General features: G+C 66.4%; 27 protein-coding genes and 2 pseudogenes. 7 read left to right on the forward strand and 22 right to left on the reverse strand.

Annotation, left to right across the window (positions count from 1 at the left end; genetic code table 11):
* Positions 1 to 4 precede the first annotated feature (4 nt).
* The 8 genes from FPZ24_RS03350 to hisB form a co-directional block, all read right to left on the reverse strand.
* Positions 5 to 1,609 carry an amino acid permease gene (locus tag FPZ24_RS03350; RefSeq protein ID WP_146569710.1) on the reverse strand — a complete coding sequence of 535 codons (1,605 nt, stop codon included), beginning with the start codon at positions 1,607 to 1,609 and terminating at the stop codon, positions 5 to 7.
* Between the two features lie 74 nt (positions 1,610 to 1,683).
* On the reverse strand, positions 1,684 to 2,061 hold the full coding sequence (locus FPZ24_RS03355) for a histidine triad nucleotide-binding protein (RefSeq protein WP_146569711.1): 378 nt from the start codon (positions 2,059 to 2,061) through the stop codon (positions 1,684 to 1,686).
* A gap of 2 nt (positions 2,062 to 2,063) precedes the next feature.
* Complete coding sequence (locus FPZ24_RS03360; protein WP_146569712.1) at positions 2,064 to 2,381, reverse strand: phosphoribosyl-ATP diphosphatase; 318 nt, start codon at positions 2,379 to 2,381, stop codon at positions 2,064 to 2,066.
* A gap of 33 nt (positions 2,382 to 2,414) precedes the next feature.
* Entirely contained in the window at positions 2,415 to 2,615 is a 201-nt protein-coding gene (locus tag FPZ24_RS03365; protein WP_146569713.1) for a hypothetical protein, read from the reverse strand.
* A gap of 115 nt (positions 2,616 to 2,730) precedes the next feature.
* The gene (hisF, locus tag FPZ24_RS03370; RefSeq protein WP_146569714.1) at positions 2,731 to 3,498 is read right to left on the reverse strand and encodes an imidazole glycerol phosphate synthase subunit HisF; all 768 of its coding nucleotides are present in this window, start codon (positions 3,496 to 3,498) and stop codon (positions 2,731 to 2,733) included.
* Positions 3,495 to 4,232 carry a 1-(5-phosphoribosyl)-5-[(5-phosphoribosylamino)methylideneamino]imidazole-4-carboxamide isomerase gene (gene hisA / locus FPZ24_RS03375; RefSeq protein ID WP_146569715.1) on the reverse strand — a complete coding sequence of 246 codons (738 nt, stop codon included), beginning with the start codon at positions 4,230 to 4,232 and terminating at the stop codon, positions 3,495 to 3,497. Before hisA ends, hisF begins: the two co-directional genes overlap by 4 nt.
* Positions 4,229 to 4,834 (reverse strand): imidazole glycerol phosphate synthase subunit HisH, encoded by a 606-nt coding sequence (gene hisH / locus FPZ24_RS03380; protein ID WP_146569716.1) that lies wholly within the window; start codon positions 4,832 to 4,834, stop codon positions 4,229 to 4,231. The genes hisA and hisH overlap by 4 nt, the downstream gene beginning before the upstream one ends.
* Complete coding sequence (gene hisB, locus FPZ24_RS03385) at positions 4,831 to 5,418, reverse strand: imidazoleglycerol-phosphate dehydratase HisB (RefSeq protein ID WP_146569717.1); 588 nt, start codon at positions 5,416 to 5,418, stop codon at positions 4,831 to 4,833. Before hisB ends, hisH begins: the two co-directional genes overlap by 4 nt.
* 71 nt (positions 5,419 to 5,489) lie before the next feature.
* On the opposite strand from hisB, the gene FPZ24_RS03390 reads away from it, so the two are divergent.
* Together FPZ24_RS03390 and fumC are read left to right on the forward strand one after the other, a co-directional pair.
* Positions 5,490 to 5,966: an SspB family protein gene (locus FPZ24_RS03390; RefSeq protein WP_146569718.1), complete on the forward strand. Its 477-nt coding sequence runs from the start codon at positions 5,490 to 5,492 to the stop codon at positions 5,964 to 5,966.
* Between the two features lie 103 nt (positions 5,967 to 6,069).
* Positions 6,070 to 7,478: pseudogene (fumC, locus tag FPZ24_RS03395) on the forward strand (class II fumarate hydratase).
* Here the strand turns inward: fumC and FPZ24_RS03400 are convergent.
* The gene (locus FPZ24_RS03400; protein ID WP_146569719.1) at positions 7,475 to 7,801 is read right to left on the reverse strand and encodes an ArsR/SmtB family transcription factor; all 327 of its coding nucleotides are present in this window, start codon (positions 7,799 to 7,801) and stop codon (positions 7,475 to 7,477) included. The pseudogene fumC and the gene FPZ24_RS03400 overlap by 4 nt on opposite strands.
* Positions 7,802 to 7,885: 84 nt before the next feature.
* On the opposite strand from FPZ24_RS03400, the gene FPZ24_RS03405 reads away from it, so the two are divergent.
* Together FPZ24_RS03405 and gmk are read left to right on the forward strand one after the other, a co-directional pair.
* On the forward strand, positions 7,886 to 8,107 hold the full coding sequence (locus FPZ24_RS03405; protein WP_146569720.1) for a hypothetical protein: 222 nt from the start codon (positions 7,886 to 7,888) through the stop codon (positions 8,105 to 8,107).
* Positions 8,108 to 8,155: 48 nt separating this feature from the next.
* Positions 8,156 to 8,815: a guanylate kinase gene (gene gmk, locus FPZ24_RS03410; RefSeq protein ID WP_186729027.1), complete on the forward strand. Its 660-nt coding sequence runs from the start codon at positions 8,156 to 8,158 to the stop codon at positions 8,813 to 8,815.
* Here gmk and FPZ24_RS03415 read toward each other — a convergent pair.
* The 7 genes and pseudogenes from FPZ24_RS03415 to FPZ24_RS03440 form a co-directional block, all read right to left on the reverse strand.
* Positions 8,765 to 9,481 carry an ATP12 family chaperone protein gene (locus tag FPZ24_RS03415; protein ID WP_146569721.1) on the reverse strand — a complete coding sequence of 239 codons (717 nt, stop codon included), beginning with the start codon at positions 9,479 to 9,481 and terminating at the stop codon, positions 8,765 to 8,767. The genes gmk and FPZ24_RS03415 overlap by 51 nt on opposite strands.
* The gene (locus FPZ24_RS03420; protein WP_146569722.1) at positions 9,478 to 9,741 is read right to left on the reverse strand and encodes a hypothetical protein; all 264 of its coding nucleotides are present in this window, start codon (positions 9,739 to 9,741) and stop codon (positions 9,478 to 9,480) included. Before FPZ24_RS03420 ends, FPZ24_RS03415 begins: the two co-directional genes overlap by 4 nt.
* Positions 9,741 to 10,397: an HAD-IA family hydrolase gene (locus FPZ24_RS03425; RefSeq protein WP_146569723.1), complete on the reverse strand. Its 657-nt coding sequence runs from the start codon at positions 10,395 to 10,397 to the stop codon at positions 9,741 to 9,743. Before FPZ24_RS03425 ends, FPZ24_RS03420 begins: the two co-directional genes overlap by 1 nt.
* The gene (locus tag FPZ24_RS17475; protein ID WP_338061670.1) at positions 10,394 to 10,993 is read right to left on the reverse strand and encodes an FMN-binding negative transcriptional regulator; all 600 of its coding nucleotides are present in this window, start codon (positions 10,991 to 10,993) and stop codon (positions 10,394 to 10,396) included. The genes FPZ24_RS03425 and FPZ24_RS17475 overlap by 4 nt, the downstream gene beginning before the upstream one ends.
* 73 nt (positions 10,994 to 11,066) lie before the next feature.
* Positions 11,067 to 12,143: pseudogene (locus FPZ24_RS17480) on the reverse strand (RluA family pseudouridine synthase); the annotation flags it as partial.
* Positions 12,140 to 12,511 (reverse strand): fluoride efflux transporter CrcB, encoded by a 372-nt coding sequence (crcB, locus tag FPZ24_RS03435; RefSeq protein WP_146569725.1) that lies wholly within the window; start codon positions 12,509 to 12,511, stop codon positions 12,140 to 12,142. The gene crcB and the pseudogene FPZ24_RS17480, both read right to left, overlap by 4 nt.
* Before the next feature lie 141 nt (positions 12,512 to 12,652).
* Entirely contained in the window at positions 12,653 to 13,420 is a 768-nt protein-coding gene (locus FPZ24_RS03440; protein WP_146569726.1) for a hypothetical protein, read from the reverse strand.
* A gap of 105 nt (positions 13,421 to 13,525) precedes the next feature.
* Between FPZ24_RS03440 and FPZ24_RS03445 the strand changes: the two genes are divergently transcribed.
* Positions 13,526 to 13,744, forward strand: a complete 219-nt coding sequence (locus FPZ24_RS03445; protein WP_146569727.1) for a hypothetical protein — start codon at positions 13,526 to 13,528, stop codon at positions 13,742 to 13,744.
* A 58-nt stretch (positions 13,745 to 13,802) separates the two neighbouring features.
* On the opposite strand, the gene FPZ24_RS03450 is transcribed toward FPZ24_RS03445, so the two are convergent.
* The 4 genes from FPZ24_RS03450 to FPZ24_RS03465 all read right to left on the reverse strand — a co-directional run bounded on the left by FPZ24_RS03450 (position 13,803) and on the right by FPZ24_RS03465 (position 15,750).
* Positions 13,803 to 14,360: a glycine zipper 2TM domain-containing protein gene (locus FPZ24_RS03450; protein WP_186729028.1), complete on the reverse strand. Its 558-nt coding sequence runs from the start codon at positions 14,358 to 14,360 to the stop codon at positions 13,803 to 13,805.
* A 97-nt stretch (positions 14,361 to 14,457) separates the two neighbouring features.
* Positions 14,458 to 14,886, reverse strand: coding sequence for an OsmC family protein (locus FPZ24_RS03455; protein ID WP_146569729.1), 429 nt, complete (start codon positions 14,884 to 14,886; stop codon positions 14,458 to 14,460).
* 70 nt (positions 14,887 to 14,956) lie between these two features.
* Positions 14,957 to 15,262: a glycine zipper 2TM domain-containing protein gene (locus tag FPZ24_RS03460; protein WP_146569730.1), complete on the reverse strand. Its 306-nt coding sequence runs from the start codon at positions 15,260 to 15,262 to the stop codon at positions 14,957 to 14,959.
* 188 nt (positions 15,263 to 15,450) lie between these two features.
* Positions 15,451 to 15,750 carry a hypothetical protein gene (locus FPZ24_RS03465; RefSeq protein WP_146569731.1) on the reverse strand — a complete coding sequence of 100 codons (300 nt, stop codon included), beginning with the start codon at positions 15,748 to 15,750 and terminating at the stop codon, positions 15,451 to 15,453.
* A gap of 573 nt (positions 15,751 to 16,323) precedes the next feature.
* On the opposite strand from FPZ24_RS03465, the gene FPZ24_RS03470 reads away from it, so the two are divergent.
* Complete coding sequence (locus FPZ24_RS03470; protein ID WP_146569732.1) at positions 16,324 to 16,956, forward strand: trimeric intracellular cation channel family protein; 633 nt, start codon at positions 16,324 to 16,326, stop codon at positions 16,954 to 16,956.
* On the forward strand, positions 16,953 to 17,414 hold the full coding sequence (locus FPZ24_RS03475; protein WP_146569733.1) for a hypothetical protein: 462 nt from the start codon (positions 16,953 to 16,955) through the stop codon (positions 17,412 to 17,414). Before FPZ24_RS03470 ends, FPZ24_RS03475 begins: the two co-directional genes overlap by 4 nt.
* A gap of 112 nt (positions 17,415 to 17,526) precedes the next feature.
* On the opposite strand, the gene FPZ24_RS03480 is transcribed toward FPZ24_RS03475, so the two are convergent.
* A complete protein-coding gene (locus tag FPZ24_RS03480; protein ID WP_240047590.1) occupies positions 17,527 to 18,093 on the reverse strand; it encodes a GNAT family N-acetyltransferase in 567 nt (188 codons plus the stop codon).
* Positions 18,090 to 19,970 carry a signal peptide peptidase SppA gene (sppA, locus tag FPZ24_RS03485; protein ID WP_146569735.1) on the reverse strand — a complete coding sequence of 627 codons (1,881 nt, stop codon included), beginning with the start codon at positions 19,968 to 19,970 and terminating at the stop codon, positions 18,090 to 18,092. Before sppA ends, FPZ24_RS03480 begins: the two co-directional genes overlap by 4 nt.
* Positions 19,971 to 20,060: the final 90 nt, after the last annotated feature.

Consider the following 20,060-nt stretch of genomic DNA (forward strand, 5'->3'; position numbering starts at 1 on the left):
CCGATCATAGCGGCTTGGAGGTTTCCGGTTGCATCGCCGGATCGTCGACCACGTCGATGATCCCGCGCCCGACATAGCTGCGGCTGCGGCTGTACAGGAAATAGATCAGCAACCCGATCGCGCCCCAGCCCGGCAGCACCAGGATCGCCGTCAGCGGCAGTGACAGGTACAGCCCGATGCACCCGATCATCGACAGCGGCGCGATGATCCATACCGCCGGCGTCTTGAATGGCCGCGCGCGGTTAGGATCACGCTTGCGCAACACCATCACCGACACCGCGACCATGAAGAACGCGAACAAGGTGCCCGAGTTCGAATAGTCGGCGAGCTTGCCGACCGGCAGGAACGCCGCTGCGAACGCCGCCGCGAAGCCGGTGACGATCGTGACCACATGCGGCGTGCGGAACTTGGTGTGGACCGACGCCAGCTTCTCCGGCAGCAGGCCGTCGCGCGCCATCGTGAAGAACACGCGGGTCTGGCCGAACATCATCATCAGCACGACCGACGGCAGCGCGATCACCGCCGCGAGGCCGACGAGCCAGCCGACGAACGGCTGGTGGACGACGGTCAGGACGTGGACGAGCGCTTCCTTGGAGCAGACGAGCGGCTCGATCGCGCCGCTGGCGATGATGTTGGCGCAGCGGCCGGCGAGTTCGGGCGTACCTGGCGACAGGACATGGCCCGCCGCATCCATCACTGGCTGCGCGCCGATCGCCCCGATCGCGCCCGAGGCGACGAGAAGGTAGAAGATGGTGCAGATGCCGAGCGACCCGATCAGCCCGATCGGCACGTTGCGCTGCGGGTTCTTGGTCTCTTCCGCCGCGGTGGATACCGCGTCGAACCCGACATAGGCGAAGAAGATCGACGCCGCGGCGCCCAGCACGCCGGTCATGCCGGTCGGCATGAAGGGCTCGGCCGGGCTGCCGAAGTGCGACGAGTTGAGCACCGGCAGCGTGAGCGCGATGAACGCGGTCAGCGCCGCGATCTTCACGGCGACCAGGATCGCGTTGACGCGCGCGCTCTCGGTCGTGCCGATCACCAGCAACCAGGTCACGAACGCGACGATGATGATGGCGAAGACATTGATATACCCGCCGACATCCATCGCGCGCTGCAGATCGGCGGTGACCGGCGCGCCGAACGCGACCGAAATGTGCGCCATCAACGAGTCGGCGTTGGTCAACGCCGCGGGTATATGGACCCCTGCAGCCGACAATCGCCCAACCACGAAGTTCGACCACCCCACCGCGACGGCGCTCGCGCCCACCGCATATTCGAGGATCAGCGCCCAGCCGACCATCCAGGCCAGCAATTCGCCGTTGACCGCGTAAGTGTAGGTGTAAGCCGAGCCCGACACCGGGACCATCGACGCGAGTTCGGAATAGCACAGCGCCGCGACACCGCAGACGAAGCCGGCGATGATGAAGCTGATCAGCATGCCCGGGCCGGCTTTCTGCGCGGCCTCGGAGGTCAACACGAAGATACCGGTGCCGATCACGGCGCCGATCCCCAGCATGGTCAGCTGGAACGCCCCGAGCGATCGGTGGAGCCCTTTCTTCTCCGCGGTCGCGAGGATCGCGTCCAACGGTTTCACGCGGTCGAAAATCATGACTGGGCCACCCCTAACCTTGTAATTCTGTGCTGGGCGCGGAGCCTAGCTACAAACGCGGGTGGTGCAATCCCCTACCGCACCAGCATCGGCCCCAAGGGCTGGCCGCCGAACAGGTGGACGTGGAGATGCGGGACTTCCTGCCCGCTATGCTGCCCGACATTGGCGAGCAGGCGATAGCCCGGTGCGACGAGGCCGAGGTCGCGCGCCACTTTACCCACCGCGCGGACGAAACCCGTAATCTCTTCGGCCGACGCCTTCGCGCTAAAATCGTCCCACGACACGTAGCGGCCGGTCGGGATCACCAGGATGTGGATCGGCGCGACCGGCGCGATGTCGTGGAACGCGATCGCCCACTGGTCCTCATACACGCGCTTGGACGGGATTTCGCCGCGCAGGATCTTCGCGAAGATGTTCTGGTCGTCATACGGCTGGGTCGCGTCGATCGGCATGGTCAGCTCCGGGAGGCTTTTTCGGCGAGGCCCGACTGGCCGGTGCGCCGCGCGAGTTCGGTGCGCACGTCGTCGAGCGACAGCCCGGCATCGGCGAGCAGGACGAGCAGGTGGTAGATCAGGTCGGCCGCCTCGCCGGTCAGCGCCTGCGCGTCGTCGCCCAGCGCGGCGATCACCGTCTCCACCGCTTCCTCGCCGACCTTGCGCGCGATCCTGGCGCGGCCATCGGCGAACAGTTGCGCGGTGTACGAACTCGCGGGATCGCTGCCCTTGCGGGAACGGATCAGCGCGTCCAGCGCGTCGAGCGGGTCGTCGGCCATGGCGTAAATCGCTGCCCGCGTGGGGCGGCGGCGTCAATCCTCGGCGTGGGTCTCGGGCTGCTTGAAGCGCTTGCGCAGAGCGCGCCGTGCCAGCCACACGCCGCCGACCGCCATCACGAACAAAGCGATGTCCGACAGTTCGGGCATGCTGCGCGTGTGGATCACGCCGCTGTGCGGCGGCACTTGCGCGAAAGCGGGGGTCGCGAGGAACAACAGGGGCAGGGCGAAGCGCATGTGGTAAGTATATCGGCGCAACCCTTAATTCTCCGTCATGCCGGACTTGGTCCGGCATCCCGCTTCTTCTTCTGCTGCGACATAGCGGGACCCCGGATCAAGTCCGGGGTGACGACTAGGATAGGGGAATCCGCACCGAAATTCCCGCCGCCGCCAGCGCGCGATGCGCGTCGGCGATGCTCGCTTCGCCGAAATGGAAAATGCTGGCGGCGAGCACAGCGCTGGCATGGCCGTCGCGGATACCGGTGACCAGATCGTCGAGCCCACCGACGCCGCCTGACGCGATCACCGGCACGCTCACCCGGTCGGCGATCGTGCGGATCAGGTCTATGTCGTAACCGTCGCGCGTGCCGTCGCGGTCCATGCTGGTGATCAGCAATTCACCAGCGCCGAGTTCGGCGAGCCGCAGCGCGTGCGCGACCGCGTCGATCCCGGTCGGCTTGCGGCCGCCGTGCGTGAATACTTCCCAGCCGCTCTCGACCCGCCGCGCATCGACCGAGGCGACGACGCACTGGCTGCCGAACCGCTCGGCCATCTCGCTGACAAGTTCGGGCCGCGCGACCGCTGCGGAATTGACCGCCACCTTGTCCGCGCCCGCCAGCAGCAACGCGCGCGCATCCTCGACCGACCGCACCCCGCCGCCGACCGTCAGCGGCATGAAGCAGACCTCGGCGGTCCGCCGCACCACGTCCAGAATCGTACCACGCGCCTCATGGCTGGCCGTGATGTCGAGGAAGCAGAGTTCGTCCGCGCCCGCCGCGTCATAGGCCTGCGCTTGCTCGACCGGATCGCCGGCGTCGCGCAGATCGACGAAGTTGACCCCCTTCACAACGCGCCCGTTCGCCACATCGAGGCACGGGATCACACGTGCGCGGACGGTCACGCGCCGGCTTCCGCCACCGCGATCGCCGTCGCGAGGTCCAGGCGCCCATCATAGAGCGCGCGGCCGGTGATGACCCCCTCGATCCCGTCGCGAGCGTAGAGCGCGAGCATGTGGATGTCGCCGATCCCGCTCACCCCGCCGCTGGCGATCACCGGAATATCGACCGCGCGGGCCAGATCGACCGTCGCTTGCACGTTGCAGCCCTTCAGCAGCCCGTCGCGCCCGACATCGGTGAACAGCAGCGACGCTACCCCGGCATCCTCGAACCGGCGCGCCATGTCTTCGACCGCGACGTCGGACACATCGGCCCAGCCGCGCGTCGCGACCATGCCGTCCTTCGCATCGACAGCAACGACGATCCCGCCGGGAAAATCGCGTGCCGCCTCGCGGACGAGATCGGGGTTTTCGAGCGCTGCGGTGCCGATCACCAGCCGCGCGACGCCGGCGTCGAACCAGCCATCGATCGCCGCGCGGTCGCGAATGCCGCCGCCCAGCTGGACGTGGCCGGGGAATGCCTCGACCACGGCGCGCACCACGTCGCCGTTGACCGATCGCCCAGCGAACGCGCCGTCGAGATCGACCATGTGGAGATGTTGCGCGCCGTCCTCGGCGAAGGCCATCGCCTGCGCGACCGGGTCGTTGCCGTAAATCGTCGCGCTGTCCATGTCGCCTTCGGACAAGCGCACGACATTGCCGCCCTTCAAGTCGATCGCGGGAAAGACGATCAGGGTCACGGCCGCCATTCCAGGAAACGGGCGAGCAGATCGAGGCCGTAGCGCTGGCTCTTCTCGGGGTGGAACTGCACGCCCGCCAGATTGTCGCGCGCGATCGCCGCGACGACCGGGCCGGCATGGTCGGTGGTCGCGACTACGTCGTCGCCTTCGAACGCGAAGGAGTGGAGGAAATAGGCTTCGCCGGGTTCGATCAGCGGATGCGGGGCGGTGGGCCGGACGTCGTTCCACCCCATATGCGGGACCTTTGCGGCGGGATCGCTCGGCATGAGGTGGCGCACGCGCCCCGAAACCCAGCCGAGCCCGGGGTGCTCGCCCATTTCCTCGCCGGCATCGGCCATCAATTGCATCCCGACGCAAATGCCGAGGAACGGCGCGCCTTCGCGCCGCACGCGCTGTTCCAGCGCATCGACCATGCCATCCACTTTACGCAACGCCGCGGCGCAAGCCCCAAACGCCCCGACACCCGGCAGCACGATACGGTCGGCCTTCGCCACCACATCGGGATCGTCGGTCACCGCGACGTCTTGCGCACCCGCCGCCTTCAGCGCGTTCGCGACGGAATGTAGGTTGCCGGCGCCGTAATCGATCACCGCGAGAGTCAAAGCGTCCCCTTGGTGCTCGGAATCACCCCGGCCTTGCGCGGATCGATCTCGACCGCTTCGCGCAGCGCGCGCGCCAGCCCCTTGAACGCCGCCTCGGCGATGTGGTGGTTGTTCGACCCGTACAGTGTTTCCACGTGCAGAGTCAGGCCGGCAGTCTGCGCGAACGAGTGGAAGAAATGCTCGAACATTTCGGTGTCCATCTCGCCGAGCCTTTTCTGCGAGAATTCGGTCTTCCACACCAGGAACGGCCGCCCCGAAATGTCGAGCGCGACGCGAGTCAACGTCTCGTCCATCGGCGACAATGCGTCGGCATAGCGGCGGATCCCGCGTTTTTCGCCCAGCGCCTTAGCGACAGCCTCGCCGATCGCGAGCCCGGTATCCTCGACTGTGTGATGCTGATCGATATGCAGGTCGCCGACCGTCTTTACGGTCAGGTCGATCAGCGAATGGCGGGAGAGCTGTTCGAGCATGTGATCGAAGAACCCGATCCCGGTCGATATGTCATACGCGCCCGTCCCGTCCAGGTTGACGGTGACGTCGATGCTCGTCTCGCTCGTCTTGCGGCTGATCGTCGCGGTGCGCATCGCGCCCCCATATGAGTGTGTTAGTCGCCATGCAATCTTGACCCCGCCTTCGCATCGGTTACCCAAGGCGCATGAGCGACGGACTGCCCGACAGCCTGATTCCCTATGACGAGATCGTCCAGGAAGCGTTGCGCGCGGTCGTGGGCCGCGTGCTTGGCTCCGTCGCGGCGGGTGGCGGCTTGCCCGGCGAGCATCATTTCTACATCACCTTCAAGACCCAGGCGCCCGGCGTGGACATCCCTGCGCGGTTGATCGAGCGGTTTCCGGACGAGATGACGATCGTCCTGCAGAACCGATATTGGGACCTGACGGTCGACGACGAGCGCTTTTCGGTGGGCTTGAGTTTCAACCAGGTGCCGTCAAAGCTCGACATTCCCTATTCGGCGATCACCGGGTTTCACGACCCGGCGGTAAACTTCGAACTGCGTTTCCAGGCGCAGGAAGAACCCGAAGGTCCGGAACCGCACGACGAGGCGGAGAACGACGCGGTCGAGCGGGTCGATGACGGCTCGAATGTCGTGAGCGTGGATTTCAAGCGGAAAAAGTGACCCCGTCGTCATCCTGAACTTGTTTCAGGATCCATGCGAGCCGACATCCACCAGCGAAACGCTTGAGGCGCGCGACGCACATGGATGCGGAAGCGAGTTCAGCATGACGGAGGTAGGATTGGCCGCTGAAACCCGCACCGAAACCGACTCGCTCGGTCCGATCGACGTCCCCGCTGCTGCGTATTGGGGAGCCCAAACCCAACGTTCGATCGAGAACTTTCCGTTCCCCGTGACCGAACGCATGCCGATCGCGATCGTCCATGCGCTCGCACTGGTGAAGCAGGCGGCGGCGCGGGTGAACCGGCGCTATGGCCTTCCCACCGAAATCGCCGACGCGATCGAGGCCGCCGCCGCGGAGATCGTGTCGGGCAAGCTCGACGACCAGTTCCCGCTCGTCATCTGGCAGACAGGTAGCGGCACGCAGTCGAACATGAACGTCAACGAGGTGATCGCCGGCCGCGCCAACGAAATGCTGACCGGCACGCGCGGCGGCAAGACGCCGGTGCACCCCAATGATCACGTCAACATGAGCCAGTCGTCCAACGACAGCTTTCCGACCGCGCTGCACATCGCGGCGTCGCTGGCGGTTACCAAGCGGCTGTTCCCGGCGCTCGACCGGCTGAAGGACGCACTGCAAGCCAAGTCCAAGGCGTGGGACGATATCGTCAAGATCGGTCGCACGCATCTGCAGGACGCGACTCCGCTGACGCTGGGACAGGAGTTTTCGGGCTACGCGAACCAGGTCTATCGTTGCGGGCGGCGGATCGAGCCGGGGATCGTCAACGGCACCAACCGGCTGGCGCAGGGGGAACTGCGGTCGGCACCGGATTGAACGCGCCGGCAGGATTCGCGGGCAAGTTCTGTGCGGCGCTGGTGGAAATCACCGGGCATCCATTTGTGCCGGCAGAAAATGCGTTCGAAGCACTCGCATCGAACGATCCGCTGGTACACTTGTCGGGCACGCTCAATACGCTCGCGGTCGCGCTGACCAAGATCGCCAACGACATCCGCTTGCTCGGCTCGGGTCCCCGCTCCGGGATCGGCGAGCTTGTGCTGCCCGCCAACGAGCCGGGCAGCTCGATCATGCCGGGCAAGGTCAACCCGACCCAGTGCGAGATGCTGACGATGGTCGCGGGCCAGGTGATCGGCAACCATCAGGCGGTGACGGTGGGCGGGTTGCAGGGGCATCTCGAGCTCAACGTGTTCAAGCCGATGATCGGTGCCGCCGTGCTGCGCTCGATCGACCTGCTCGCGGTGGGCATGGAGAGTTTCGCGGAGCGCTGCGTCGAAGGCCTCGAACCCGACCGCCGCCGGATCGCCGAACTGGTCGATCGCTCGCTGATGCTCGTCACCGCGCTGGCGCCGGAGATCGGCTACGACAACGCGGCGAAAATCGCCAAGCACGCGCATGAGCAGGGGATGACGCTGAAAGAGGCCGGCCTCGACCTCGACCTCGTCGATGAAGCCACCTTCGACCGCGTCGTCCGGCCGGAGGATATGGTCGGACGCTAGTCGGCGGTCACGAGATACGCGTCGAGACGGTCGAACGGCCGCCGCCGGTCGCTGCGGCGGTCGTCGACCCAATGCTCGACCAGCCGCATCGCGACGGGATCGATCACACAAGTGCGGACCCGACCTTCCTTATGCGACCGCACCAAGCCGGCGGTTTCGAGCACGGTGAGGTGCTGCATCACCGCCGGCAGCGACATGGCGAAGGGTGCGGCGATAGCGCTGACCGACATTGGCCGCTCGACGAGTCGCTCGACGATCGCCCGCCGCGTTGGGTCGGCGAGCGCCTGAAAGACACGGTCGAGCAGGTCCGATTCGCTAAGCATATGCTTTACTATTGCGGCGCGGTCGATTTGCGAAGGAACCTTGATCGTGCGGCGCGGTTTGATCGCGAAAGCGAAAGGACCAGCATGAAATTCAGCACGATCCTGGGCGCGGCAATCGGCAGCGCGATCGACGGCAGCGAGGGCGATGATTCGACCATCGACGGCGCGGTCATCGGCGCAGCGACGGCGGCGGTGGTGCGCGTCGCGGTACCGCTGGCGATCACGTTCGCGACCGGCTGGCTGGTGCTGCGCGGGATCGGCAAGGCGCGCGACGCGGTATTCGGACCCAAGCCCGCGATCGAATAGCGCGCGACTCGCCTTGACGCGGGGTGACCGCCCACGCCAAAGGCGCGCATGGCCGACCACCGATCGTCGCAACCCAAGAGCTTCAAGCGTCGCGGCTTGATGTTCGTGCTCTCGTCGCCATCGGGCGCGGGCAAATCGACGATCGCCAGACGGCTGCTCAAGGAAGAGCGCAACAAGCTGAAGATGTCGGTGTCCTACACCACCCGTCCGATCCGCGACGGTGAGGTCGATGGCAAGGACTATCATTTCGTCGACACCGCGACGTTCCGCCAGATGGTCGAGGACGACCAGTTCCTCGAATGGGCGCGCGTGATGGGCGACAATCGCTACGGCACCCCGCGCGAGACGGTGTTCAAGGACCTGGAGCACGGTCGCGACATTCTGTTCGACATCGACTGGCAGGGTGCGCAGCAATTGTTTCAGCTGGCCGGCGGCGACGTGGTGCGCGTGTTCATCCTGCCGCCGGGGCTCAAGACCTTGCGCGAACGGCTGGAAAAGCGCGCGACCGACACCCAGGAAGTGATCGACAACCGCATGGACCGCGCGCTGGGTGAAGTCAGCCACTGGGACGGATACGACTACGTCCTGGTCAACGACGACCTCGACGATTGCTACGAGTGCGTCCAGACGATCCTGACCGCCGAACGCCTCAAACGGTCACGCCAGCGCGGGATGATCGGCTTCATCCGCCGCTTGCCGGAGTTGTAGTAGGCGCACGGCCGCATCGAATTCGGCGCGATGCGCCGCGCGCGTTTGCGCAGCCAAGGAATCCTCGCCCCACTGCTCGGCCTGCCAGTCTTCGTCGAGATTGGCGGCGGACCAGATCGCGTCGGCGTCCATCGCATGCTCGATCAAGGCAAGCCCGAGCACCAGCGAGCCGGTGATCGTGACGACCGGCGACAAAGCGGCGAGTTCGAACGCGTCGCGCACGGCGACCGCGACCGCCAGCCGCTCGATCGTCGCATCGGGCTGCGGCCGGTGCATCACGCCGGTCGCGATATCGAAATGCACGTCGTAGCGTTGCGTCGCCCAGGCGAGCGGCGGATCCCACGCTGCGGCCTGTCGCGCGGCTAGATCCGGCGGCGAGTCGGCGCGGTAGCAGAGCAGATCGCTTTCGGCATAAGCGGCGATGTTGGCCGCGAAGACCGCAGGGTCGGCGGCGACGCGTTCGATCGCTGCATTGGCGAGGCCGGTCAGCGGCATGGCGCGCGGGTCGATATCGCCCGCGACCGCCCGCCATTCGTCGGCGACCGCCGCGGCCATCGCATCGGTCGGCAGCACGAGCGGCAAGCGGCCGGGCGTGCGCACCGGCTTGCCGTCGAGCCGCACCCCGCGCTCGGCGTCGACCGATACCTCCGTCCAGAACCGCTTCATTTGGGTAGTTTGGGCGGCCGCCGCCGGTTGGTCTGGACATTCCCCGGCGTCGCCCAGCGATGCGCCAGCGCGGCGGGAATGGTCCACGACATGTAGATCGACGACAGCACGATCGCTCCGCCGAGCAGCTTGAGCGGAAACTGTTCGAACCGTCCGATCAGCACGATCCCGAACACCGCGCCGGCGATCCCCGCCAGCCGCGCGGCACCGATCAGGAGGAAGCGGTTGCGCGATTGCGCGGGTGTCGGCTCGTCGGTCATCACAGCTCCAGATGATGCGGCAGGTCGGCGACCGCAAGCGCCACGCCGTGTGCGCCCGCCGCGGTCAGTTCGTCGGGCTCGTGATAGCCCCAGCCGACGCCGATCGCGCGTACCCCCGCATTGACCGCCATCATGACGTCATAGGTGGTATCGCCGATCATCGCGGTGCGCGCCGGATCGGCGCCGGCCTCGGCGATGGCGGCCGCGATCATCGACGGGTGCGGCTTGGACGGGTGGCGGTCGGCGGTCTGGAGCGTGACGAAATGATGCGCGAGGCCGTGCGTCGCCAGCACGCGGTCGAGGCCGCGGTCGGACTTGCCGGTCGCCACGCCGAGGAGCCAGCCGTCACGGGCCAGGCGCTCGACCAGACTGCCGATGCCGTCGAACAACGGTTCTTCGTCGAGCATCCCGCTCGCGCGCATGGCGACGAACTTGTCCTTGTAGCCTTGCGCAAGAATGCGGTGATCTGCGTCTGCGGCTTCGGGCAACAGCGCCTGCATCGCCTCGACCAGGCTCAGTCCGACGATTCGCCGGATCGCATCGCGCGGCGGCACCGCGACGCGCGCCTCGACGAACGCCTCCTCGACCGCGCGGCAGATGTTCGCTTGGCTATCGACCAGCGTTCCGTCGCAGTCGAAGATCACCAGGCGGCTCACGCGTTGCGCATCCAATGGGCGATGCCGCGCCGGCCCGACGCTGCCGCGCCGTCGGCGGCGGCGAGGCGCGCAGCCTCGGGTTTGTTCTGCCCGAGCTTCAGCGTGCCGCGCCACCCGGCGATTTCGAGGCGGAACCCGACGATCGAATTGGTCATCTTGCCGAATAGCTTGGAATCCATCTTATCGCGCATCCAAGGCGTTTTGGGCGCGAGCTTGGCCTCCTGTTCGGCGGACAATCGGTCGAGTTGCGCGACCAGGTCGTCGTCGCTCATCCGCCGCATTGTACCTTCCAGCTCGACCGCGACATAGTTCCAGGTCGGGACTTGGTCTGGGCCGAGGCCGTACCAATCAGGGCTGATGTAACCATCCGGACCGAGCGCGGTGAACAGGCCCGTCGCGCCGTCGAGGTGCCGCGCGATGCCGTTGCCCCGCGCGACATGCAGGCCCAGCGTATCCTCGTCGAGCCACACCACCGGCACCTGTGCCACGCGAGGGCCGTCGGGCGTCGCGGCGAACAGTTGGCCAAAGCCGAGTTCGGCGACCAGCGCGCGCATCGCGGCGCGGTCTTCCCAGCGGAACGCGGCGTTGGGGTGCATCAGCGCTTCTTCGGGCTGGGCTTTTTCGCGCCCGGCTTCTTGCCCTTGGCCGCGCCCCGCCGGGGGCTTCGACCGCGCCGCGATTGCGCCGCTCGCCCTTGCGCTCCTTGCGCACGGTCTTGGCGTGCTGCTTCGCTCGCGTCTTCTGCTCGGCCTTGGTCGGCGGTGCGGGCTCGTCCATCGGCATCATGTTGCCCAGCATCTGGTCGAACCCGAGCTGCGCCAGGCTTTCGGCGAAATGTTGCGGCAGTTCGGCTTCGACGTCGATCTTGCCGCCGTCGGGATGATCGACCGCGATGCGGCGCGAGTGGAGGTGCATCTTGCGGCTGATCCCGCCGGTCAGGAACGCCGCCGGACCGCCATACTTCCCGTCGCCGACGATCGGATGGCCGATCGCCGCCATGTGGACGCGGAGCTGATGCGTGCGCCCGGTATAGGGGGTCAGCTCGACCCAGGCGGTCGAATTGCCCGCTCGCTCGATCACGCGATAGCGGCTGCGCGAGGGCATCCCTTCGGCCTCATCGACATGCATCTTCTCGCCGCCGGTCCCGGGCTGCTTGGCGAGCGGCAGGTCGATCATGCCGTCCTCGATCGACGGCACGCCGACGATCAGCGCCCAATAGACCTTCTTTGCGCTGCGCCCCGAAAAGGTCTTGGCGAAGAACGCCGCCGCGCGGGCGGTGCGGGCCACCAGCAGCGCGCCCGACGTATCCTTGTCGAGCCGGTGGACCAGCTTGGGCCGCCCCTCATTGTCGTATTGCAGCGCGTCGAGCAGGCCATCGACATGCGCGACCGTCTTGGTACCGCCCTGCGTCGCGAGCCCCGGCGGCTTGTTGAGCACGAACGCCTGCGCATCCTGATGGATCACCATGTCGCGGGCGAAGGCGATTTCGTCGTCCGACAGCGGCGGGCGCTCGCGTTTGGGCTTGCCCGCGACCTGCACCGGCTCGGGCGGCGGCACGCGGAGCGTCTGGCCGGCGGCGATGCGGTCGCCCGGCGTCGCGCGCGCGCCGTCCACGCGCAGTTGCCCGGTGCGCGCCCATTTGGCGACCGTGGTGAAGCTGGTGTCGGGCAGATGCCGCTTAAACCAACGGTCGAGCCGAATGCCGTCGTCGTCGGGGGCGACGGTGAAGGTGCGGATGTCGCTCATGCCACGGCCCTGACGAGATAGAGTCCGGCGAACAAGGCAAGCACGGCGCCGATGACCGACGCCAGGGCATAGGTCAGCGCCATTCCCCAGTCGCCACGCTCGATCATCGTCACGGCATCCAGCGCGAAGGCGGAGAAGGTGGTGTAGCCGCCGAGGATACCGACGCCGAAGAACAACCGCGCCTGCTCGCTGCTGCCGGTGCGGGCGAGGATGCCGACCAAGACGCCCATGAAGAACCCGCCGACCAGGTTCACCGCCAACGTGCCGTAAGGATAGGTCGGCCCGAGCAAGCGCGCGGCCAGCACGCCGGTGGCGTAGCGCCCGACGCTGCCGATGGCGCCGCCGATCAGGACAAGGAGATAGTTCATCGCCCGCGCTGTAGCGGGAGCGGCGTCGCTAAACAAACGGCTGGTTTTCAGCACCCACGCGAACTGCGCTGCCTATGCTGTCCGCTACGGGTAGGCGGCCTCGCGTGGGTGCTGAAGGGGGTAGAAGCGATAAACGGGCAATCAGTTCCCGTTATTCGCGACGATATCGACTTCCGTACGGCCATCGCCGCGCGTGTCGAGATAAATAACGTAGGCCGCGCCATCGCGGCGCGTCCCGCCGAGGACATGCTGGCCGTCATCGGCCTGATGCTCGGCCGAATAACCGGCGGCGGTGGCGCGGCCGTAATAATAGTCGAGGACGGTCTGGATCGACGCGCCGGTCGAGAAGCTGACGACGCGAAGGGCGCAACCGCCGTTTGCCGCGCCCGCGGCCTCGTCCACGCGCGCATCCGGGTAGAGCGGCAGGTCGGCGGGCAGACGCTGTGCCCAGGCGGTTGAATATTGCAGATTGCGCGCGCAGCCGGCGGTGCGCTTGTCGCCCTGACGGCTGGCGAGCGCGCCGAGCGTGACCGAATCGTTCTTGATCTTGCACTGCGGACAATTGCCGGAGGGTGCGGGGGTCGGCTTGCTGCCGCCCGACGATGAGGAGCCGCCCGCGGTCACGGTGCCGTCGTTTTTGCCGCCGGCGACCGAATCCGGCGGAATCGCGCCCGAATAAGGCTGTTGCGGCGGGCGGACGGCGTCGGCGTTGGACTGGCCGGTCAGCGACGGATCGACCATGATCTGGTCCTGCAACGCCGCGCGCATCGCCGGGTCGCTGGCATTGGCCGAATTGCCGGCAAGCTCGGCGTCGAGCGAATCCAGATTGCCTTGCGCCGCCGGCTTCGGCCCGCACGCGGTCAGCGCGAGCGGGACGAGCGCGAGAAGGTAGAAATGGCGGACAGCCACGCTGGCAACACTCCGATGGTTCGACTGTCGGCGATAGCGAAGGAGGCGTTAAGATAGGCCTACGCAGGTCTTGTGCGCGGCCCCCGACTTCCCACATCGCGCGCCATGAACATCGTCTCGATCCTTATCGGCCTTGTCCTGCTCGTCTTCGTGCTGGTCGGGCTGATACCGTTGCTCGGCTGGCTCAACTGGATCGCGCTGCTGATCGGCGCGGTCGGCGTGCTGATCGGTGCGCTGTCGCGGCACAAGGCCGGCATGATCTTCAACATCGTGCTGCTGGCGATTGCCATCCTGCGCCTGTCGCTGGGCGGGGGCATCCTCTGATACGAAAAGGGCCCGGCCGAAGCCGAGCCCTTCCTTTTCCACCTGTTAAGTCAGGCGCTTAGCGGCACTGAACCTGGCCGCGGTCGATCGACGACCCGAGCGCCGCACCGCCGGCTGCGCCGAGCAGGGTGCCGAGCGTGCTCGACCGTCCGTTCGACAGCGAGTTACCGAGCAGTCCGCCGAGCACACCGCCCACGATCAGGCCGGTCGTGCCGTCCGAACGGCGGCAATAATAATTGCCGTTCGACCCGCGATAGATGCGGTCGTTCCGGTTCAGGCGACGCACTTGGTAGTTGCTGCCGTCGCGATAGTAACGGTCGGCATAGTAATAACGCTGACCCGGCTCGTAACGGTTATAGTCGTAGTTGCGCCACGACTGCCAGTTGCGGGTGTCCTTGCGATAGTCGCGACGTGCATCGCGGACCTCGCGGTTGCGCTCCCGCTGGGCGCGATAGACATCGCGCGGACTGTCGGCGTCGCGCAGATCCTTGCGGTAGTCCTTGTTCGCATCACGCACTTCGTCGCGATATTCGCGGCGCGGGTTGCTCTGAGCCTCTGCGACCATCGGGGTCGTCATCGTGCTCGCGGCCAGGGCGGCCAGAATAAGCCGTCGCATCATCATTCTCCCTTCTGTCTGGAGACTGCTAAAACCAGTGGCGTTGTTCGAAAGTTGCGTGAACGGAAAACTACCTTCCGTTCACACGAGCGACAGGTCAGCCGTTGAGCGTGTGCTCCAGGGTGATCGCCGCGTTGAGCACCTTCGAGACCGGGCAATTCGCCTTGGCGTCGGCTGCGATCCGCGCGAACTGATCGGCGTCGATCCCCGACACGGTGGCGGTCAGCGTGAGATCGGACCGCGTGATCGCGAAGCCTTCGCCCTGCTTGTCGAGCGTGACCTTGGCGGTCGTCTCCAGCGTGCCGTCGTTGAATCCCTCGCGAGCGAGCGCGAAGCTCAGCGCCATCGTGAAGCAACTGGCGTGCGCGGCGGCGATCAACTCTTCGGGATTGGTGCCGGGCTCGTCGCCGAACCGCGTGCCGAAACCGTATTTCTGGTCGCTGAGGACGCCCGACTGGGTCGATACATGGCCGACGCCGTCCTTGCCGAACCCCTCATATTTCGCCGAACCGCTGCGTGTCGTCATTGTCATTCTCCCAAAGCAAAGGGGCGCAGTCGACCGACCGCGCCCCATAGTACCGAAAATACGCCGGCGATTAGCGGCGGCAGCGGCGCTTGGCCGTGTTCGCCCGATCGATCGCCCGGCCACCGAGCGCACCGGCCGCGCCACCGATCACGGTGCCGAGCAGCTTGTCGCCACGGCCCGCGATGCTGTTGCCGATCACCGCGCCGCCGACCCCGCCGACGACTGCGCCGGTGGTACCGCCCGAATAGGTGCAATAGGTCTTGCCGCCGCGGCCGTTATACGTCCGGTAGTGCTTGCGCGCTTCGGCCGACGTCGGGACCACGAGCGTCGTCGCGGTGAGTGCAGCTGCACCCAGGCTTAAAAACAGATTTCGCATGTCGAATTCCCTTTGCTTTGAATCAATGCCGCTCCCGTAACGTCTTTGACCGCCGCAAGGTTGCATCGCCAGGCGATTCAATGTGCAAGGGGCGCAGGGTGCGAATGTGCACGATATCCACGTTATCCACAGCCCGGCCCGACGGTTAACGCTTGGCGCGAATCGGATTCGATGACAGCTTCATGACATCAGGAACGAAGGCGGTTCGCCGAGAAATCGGCAGATTGTTCAAGGACTTGAGCTTCGAGAAACAGACCCTGGCCTTCGGGTGAGGACGATGATTTCGAAGGGGACATCAGCCCCCGCTGAACCCGGATGGATCGCGCAAGCGAGACGCTTCGGACGACGCTACTGATGGCCCGCACATGATCGGACGTCTTCGGACGAAAGATCATGGGTTGCAGCGGCGAGCCGCCGATCGAGCCCGTCAAACGGCGCGACAGGAAAGGTGCCGAGGTGACCGACGCGAAGGAAGCGGCTTCGGCCATTTTCTTCGTAGGCCGCCGGTGGCCGGGAATGCTGAGACTCTTCGGATGATCGCGCCCGGCCCCGACGACCGAACCGCAACGTCAGGTGGGTCTTCGGATCAAACCGATCGAGCGGATGCGAGATTCAGAAGGCTTTCGGGTCTTCGGGGTGGAGCAAATCGCGATGCTGGATGTGCCTTCGGGCAGATCGAGCGGAGCGAGCCCTTGGAGAAGGAGCGTCTTCGGACGAGACCGGCCAGGGCGACCGCGAAGCGGAATGGCTTTCGGGCCAGTCGGTGGAGCGGGCGAAGCAAAGAGCGTCTTCGGACGTTTCGGAGCCTAGCGAAACCGCGGAGTTGCGCTGGCCTTCGGGCCACGCAACCGAGCAACCCGCGAAACCTGGCGCCGCTCTTCGGAGCAGCACGGATGTAGCGAGCCGCCGAAACCAGATGGCGCGGGCCGACCTTCGGGAAAGCCAAGCGGATCGAAGTCCGGCGACAGGGGAGTCGGTCGCAAGACCGGCTCCCCAATTGCATTTTGGGCGATGTACGCGGCGTATTGGCATGACGCGGAGCTGTCGGCTAACCCGCACCCATGCTCCCCCACACCTCATGGCTTCCCGCGATCGCGCCGTGGCTCGACTTGGCGGGACTTGTCGTGTTCGCGGCGTCGGGTGCGCTCGCGGCGGCGCGACGAGGGCAGACGATGGTGACGCTCTGCTTCTTCGCGGTCGTGACCGGGGTCGGGGGCGGGACGGTGCGCGATCTGTTGATCGGCGCGCCGGTGTTCTGGATCCATGACAGCCGTGCGGCGGCGGCGTGCCTGATCGTCGCGTTCGCGGTGTGGCTGACGCCGGAACGGTGGTGGCGCGGGCAGGCGCTCGACTGGTTCGATGCGGTGGGGCTCGCGGCCTATGCGGTGTTCGGCGCGGCAAAGGCGATCGGCTATGGCGTGCCGCCCGTACCCGCCGCGCTGATGGGCGTGGTGACGGGGTGCGTCGGCGGGATCATCCGCGACGTGCTGGCGGGCGAGCCGTCGATCCTGTTGCGGCCCGAAATCTACGTGACGGCAGCGGCGCTGGCGGCGGGACTGTATGTCGGGCTCGGGCAGATCGGCGTGCCGTTGCCGGTTGCGGCGACGGTAGGCGCGGTTGCCGGATTCGTGCTGCGCGCGGTGGCGATCCGCTGGAAGCTCGCGCTCCCCGCCTATCGCGGCGGCCAGGCATGATCGCGCTGGCATTGCTGACCGCTGCGGCGCCGGTGCTGCAGCCGCAACTCCAGCCGCTGAGCTTCCTCGTCGGACATTGCTGGCAGGGGCAGGTCGCGCCCGGGCGGATCGACCGGCATTGCTTCGTCGCGCTGACCGACGGCTCGATCCGCGATCGCCACGCGGTGGTCGAGGGCGGTAAACGGGTGATCGCGGGCGAGAGCGTCTATCGTTGGGATGCACGTGCCGGGGCGATTAGCGTGACGTATCGCGACAGTTTCGGCGGACGACTGACCGGCATCGTGCGGTCGCGCGGCAATCTGATGGGCGTGGACGGGCACTACGTCGCGAGCGGCGGCCAGCGGTTCGGCATTTCCGCGCGCTGGACGCGGGTCAACGATACCACCTATCGCGCCGACGCGCGCTCGGCCGAAGTGCCGCAAGTCAACGGTTCGACGGTCTACCGGCGGGTCGATTGACTGTCGCTCTGGGTAGTTGCGTTGTGCTCCGGCGAAGGCCGGAGCGTTTGGGGGTGCCGGCCTCGATCGCCAACGCTCCGGCCTTCGCCGGAGCATCGGTCATTCAGGTCGATTAGCCCCGCTGGACCAACCCGACCTCGCTGAACTTCTTCGGCTCGGCCGGTGGGATCGAGGCGTCGTTGAGTTCGCACTGCCAAAAGCCGACGTCGATCCAGCGGCCCTGCTTGAACCCCATTTCGCGCAATACGCCGGCGCGGCGAAAGCCGGTCGCTTCGTGCAAGGTGATCGAATAGTCGTTGGGCAGCGAGATGACGCTGACCGCCTGGACGAAGCCCTGCGCCCGCAACGTGTCGATCAGCGCGCGGTACAGCGTCCGGCCCATACCCTGTCCCTGCGCCGGGCCGACCACATAGACCGACGTCTCGACGACGTAGCGGTAGGCGGGCCGCTCGCGGAACTTGGTGGCGTAGGCATAGGCCAAGACGCTGTCGCCTTCGGCCTCGCCATTGGTCGCGACCAGCCACGGATAGAGCCCGTCCGACGCCGCCATCCGTTCGGCCATCGTCGCTGCGTCGGGTGCTTCGGTCTCGAACGAAACCGTGCCGGTCATCACGTACGGCGCATAGATTGCGGCGATGGCGGCCGCATCGTCGGGCCGCGCCGGGCGAAACGCGATCAAGACCAGATCGCCTTGACCAGCATCTGCACCAGGCTGAGGTCGCTGCGGCTCGCGCGCATGTCGCCGAACCCGGCGCATTCGAGGCAGCGCGCCTGGATCGAGTTGGCGGTGGCGAGCCGCTTGGCATCACCCATCGCGCGCGCCAGCATGTCCTGGCGTTCGGTCGCGATCACGCCGAAAACGTCCCGCGCGCTCGCCGTGTCGGTGCTGGTATCGTCGTCGCCGCCCAACCCGCCGATCAGCTGCGCGAACCAACTCGGCTTCTTCTCCAGATAGACGCGCGCGACGTTCTTCGGGTCGAGGCCGGCGCGCTTGGCGGCTTCCGCCACCGCATCATCGAGCGAGCCGAAGCGATCGACCAGCCCCAATTGCCGCGCCGTGCCGCCGTCCCACACGCGGCCTTGGCCGATCTCATCGGCGCGCTGCACCGTCATCTTGCGCGCCGCCGCGACGTGGTTGATGAATTCGAGATACATGTGATCGACGGACGATTGCAGGATCGCGTCGAGTTGCGGCGTGGTGCCGCCATAGACGTCGGGTTGACCCGATAGCGGCGTCGTCTTCACACCGTCGGCGGTAACGCCGAGCTTGGCGAGCGAGTTCTCGAACGTCGGGAATACCCCGAACACGCCGATCGCGCCGGTGATGGTGTTGGGTTCGGCGAAGATCACGTCACCCGCCGTCGAAATCCAATAGCCGCCCGACGCGGCGAGGCCACCCATCGATATCACGATCGGCAGCTTCTGCGCCTTCGCCTCCAGGATCGCCGAGCGGATCTTCTCCGACGCGATCGTCGATCCGCCGGGCGAATCGATCCGCACGACCAGCGCCTTCAGGTCTTTCTTCGCCAATCCGGCGAGGACCGTGTCGGCGATGGTGTCGCCCGCGGCCGTGCCGGGACCCGCCCTGCCGTCGACGATATCGCCCGCGACCGTGAGGATGCCGATCTTGTCGCCGTTGGTCGGAATCGGATTGGCCGCGACCCAATCGGCATATTTGATCGTCGCGTACGTGCCGGGGATTTTCTTCGGCGCTTCCCCCGCTAGTTCGGCAACGTACTTGCCGAACGCGACGCTGTCGCCGAGCTTGTCGACCAGGCCGAGCGACAGGTTCACCTTGGCGATGTCGCCGCCCGCGGCCGTAATGGCCTGGTCCGGCTGTGCCAGGAACGTGTCGATCTGCGCCTTGGGCCGTGCCTTGTGGATCAGATCCTTCCACTGCCCGAAGATCGACGCGTACAGCGCGGTGTTCGCTTCCTTCGCCTCGGGCGACTGGTCGGCGCGGATATAGGGTTCGACGTACGACTTGAACTTGCCGGCACGATAGACGTGGACGGTAACGCCAAGCTTGTCGATCAGGCCCTTGTAATAGAGCTGGTTGCCGCCCGCGCCGCGAAACAGCGTGCCGCCCATCGGGTTGAGCCAGATCTCGTTGGCGTTTGCCGCGAGCAGATACGAACTGTCGGTATAAGCGGTGGCATAGGCCAGCACCTTCTTGCCCGACGCCTTGAATCGGCCGATCGCGTTGGCGACCTCGGTCACCGCTGCCGGATAGCCGCCGCCATAGGTATCGAGGTCGAGGACGAGCACCTTCACCCGGGCATCTTCCTTCGCCGTGTCGATCGCGCGGACGACGTCGCGCAGGCGGAATTCGCGTGGGCTGGATCCTTGCGCGGCGGCGAGCGCGGTCGGATCGGTCGGCTGTTCGACGATCGAGCCGTTGAACTTGAGCACCAGCGCGCCGTCGCGGATCGCGCCGGCATTGGGCTTGGCAGACAACAAAGCGAACAACACGCCGAAGAACAGCAGCATGAACAGCAGCACCAGGCCGTCCTTGATGCCGACCATGATCTTCCAGGCGCCCCGAACGAGTTTCACGTGTCTGTCTCCCACGCCCGCATGGCGTTTCGCTGCACTGCGATAGCCGCATGTGTCGTGGTTGAGCAATACGCGCTTAGCAGTTAGGGG

The organism is Sphingomonas panacisoli (assembly GCF_007859635.1).
Classification (GTDB): Bacteria; Pseudomonadota; Alphaproteobacteria; order Sphingomonadales; family Sphingomonadaceae; genus Sphingomonas; species Sphingomonas panacisoli.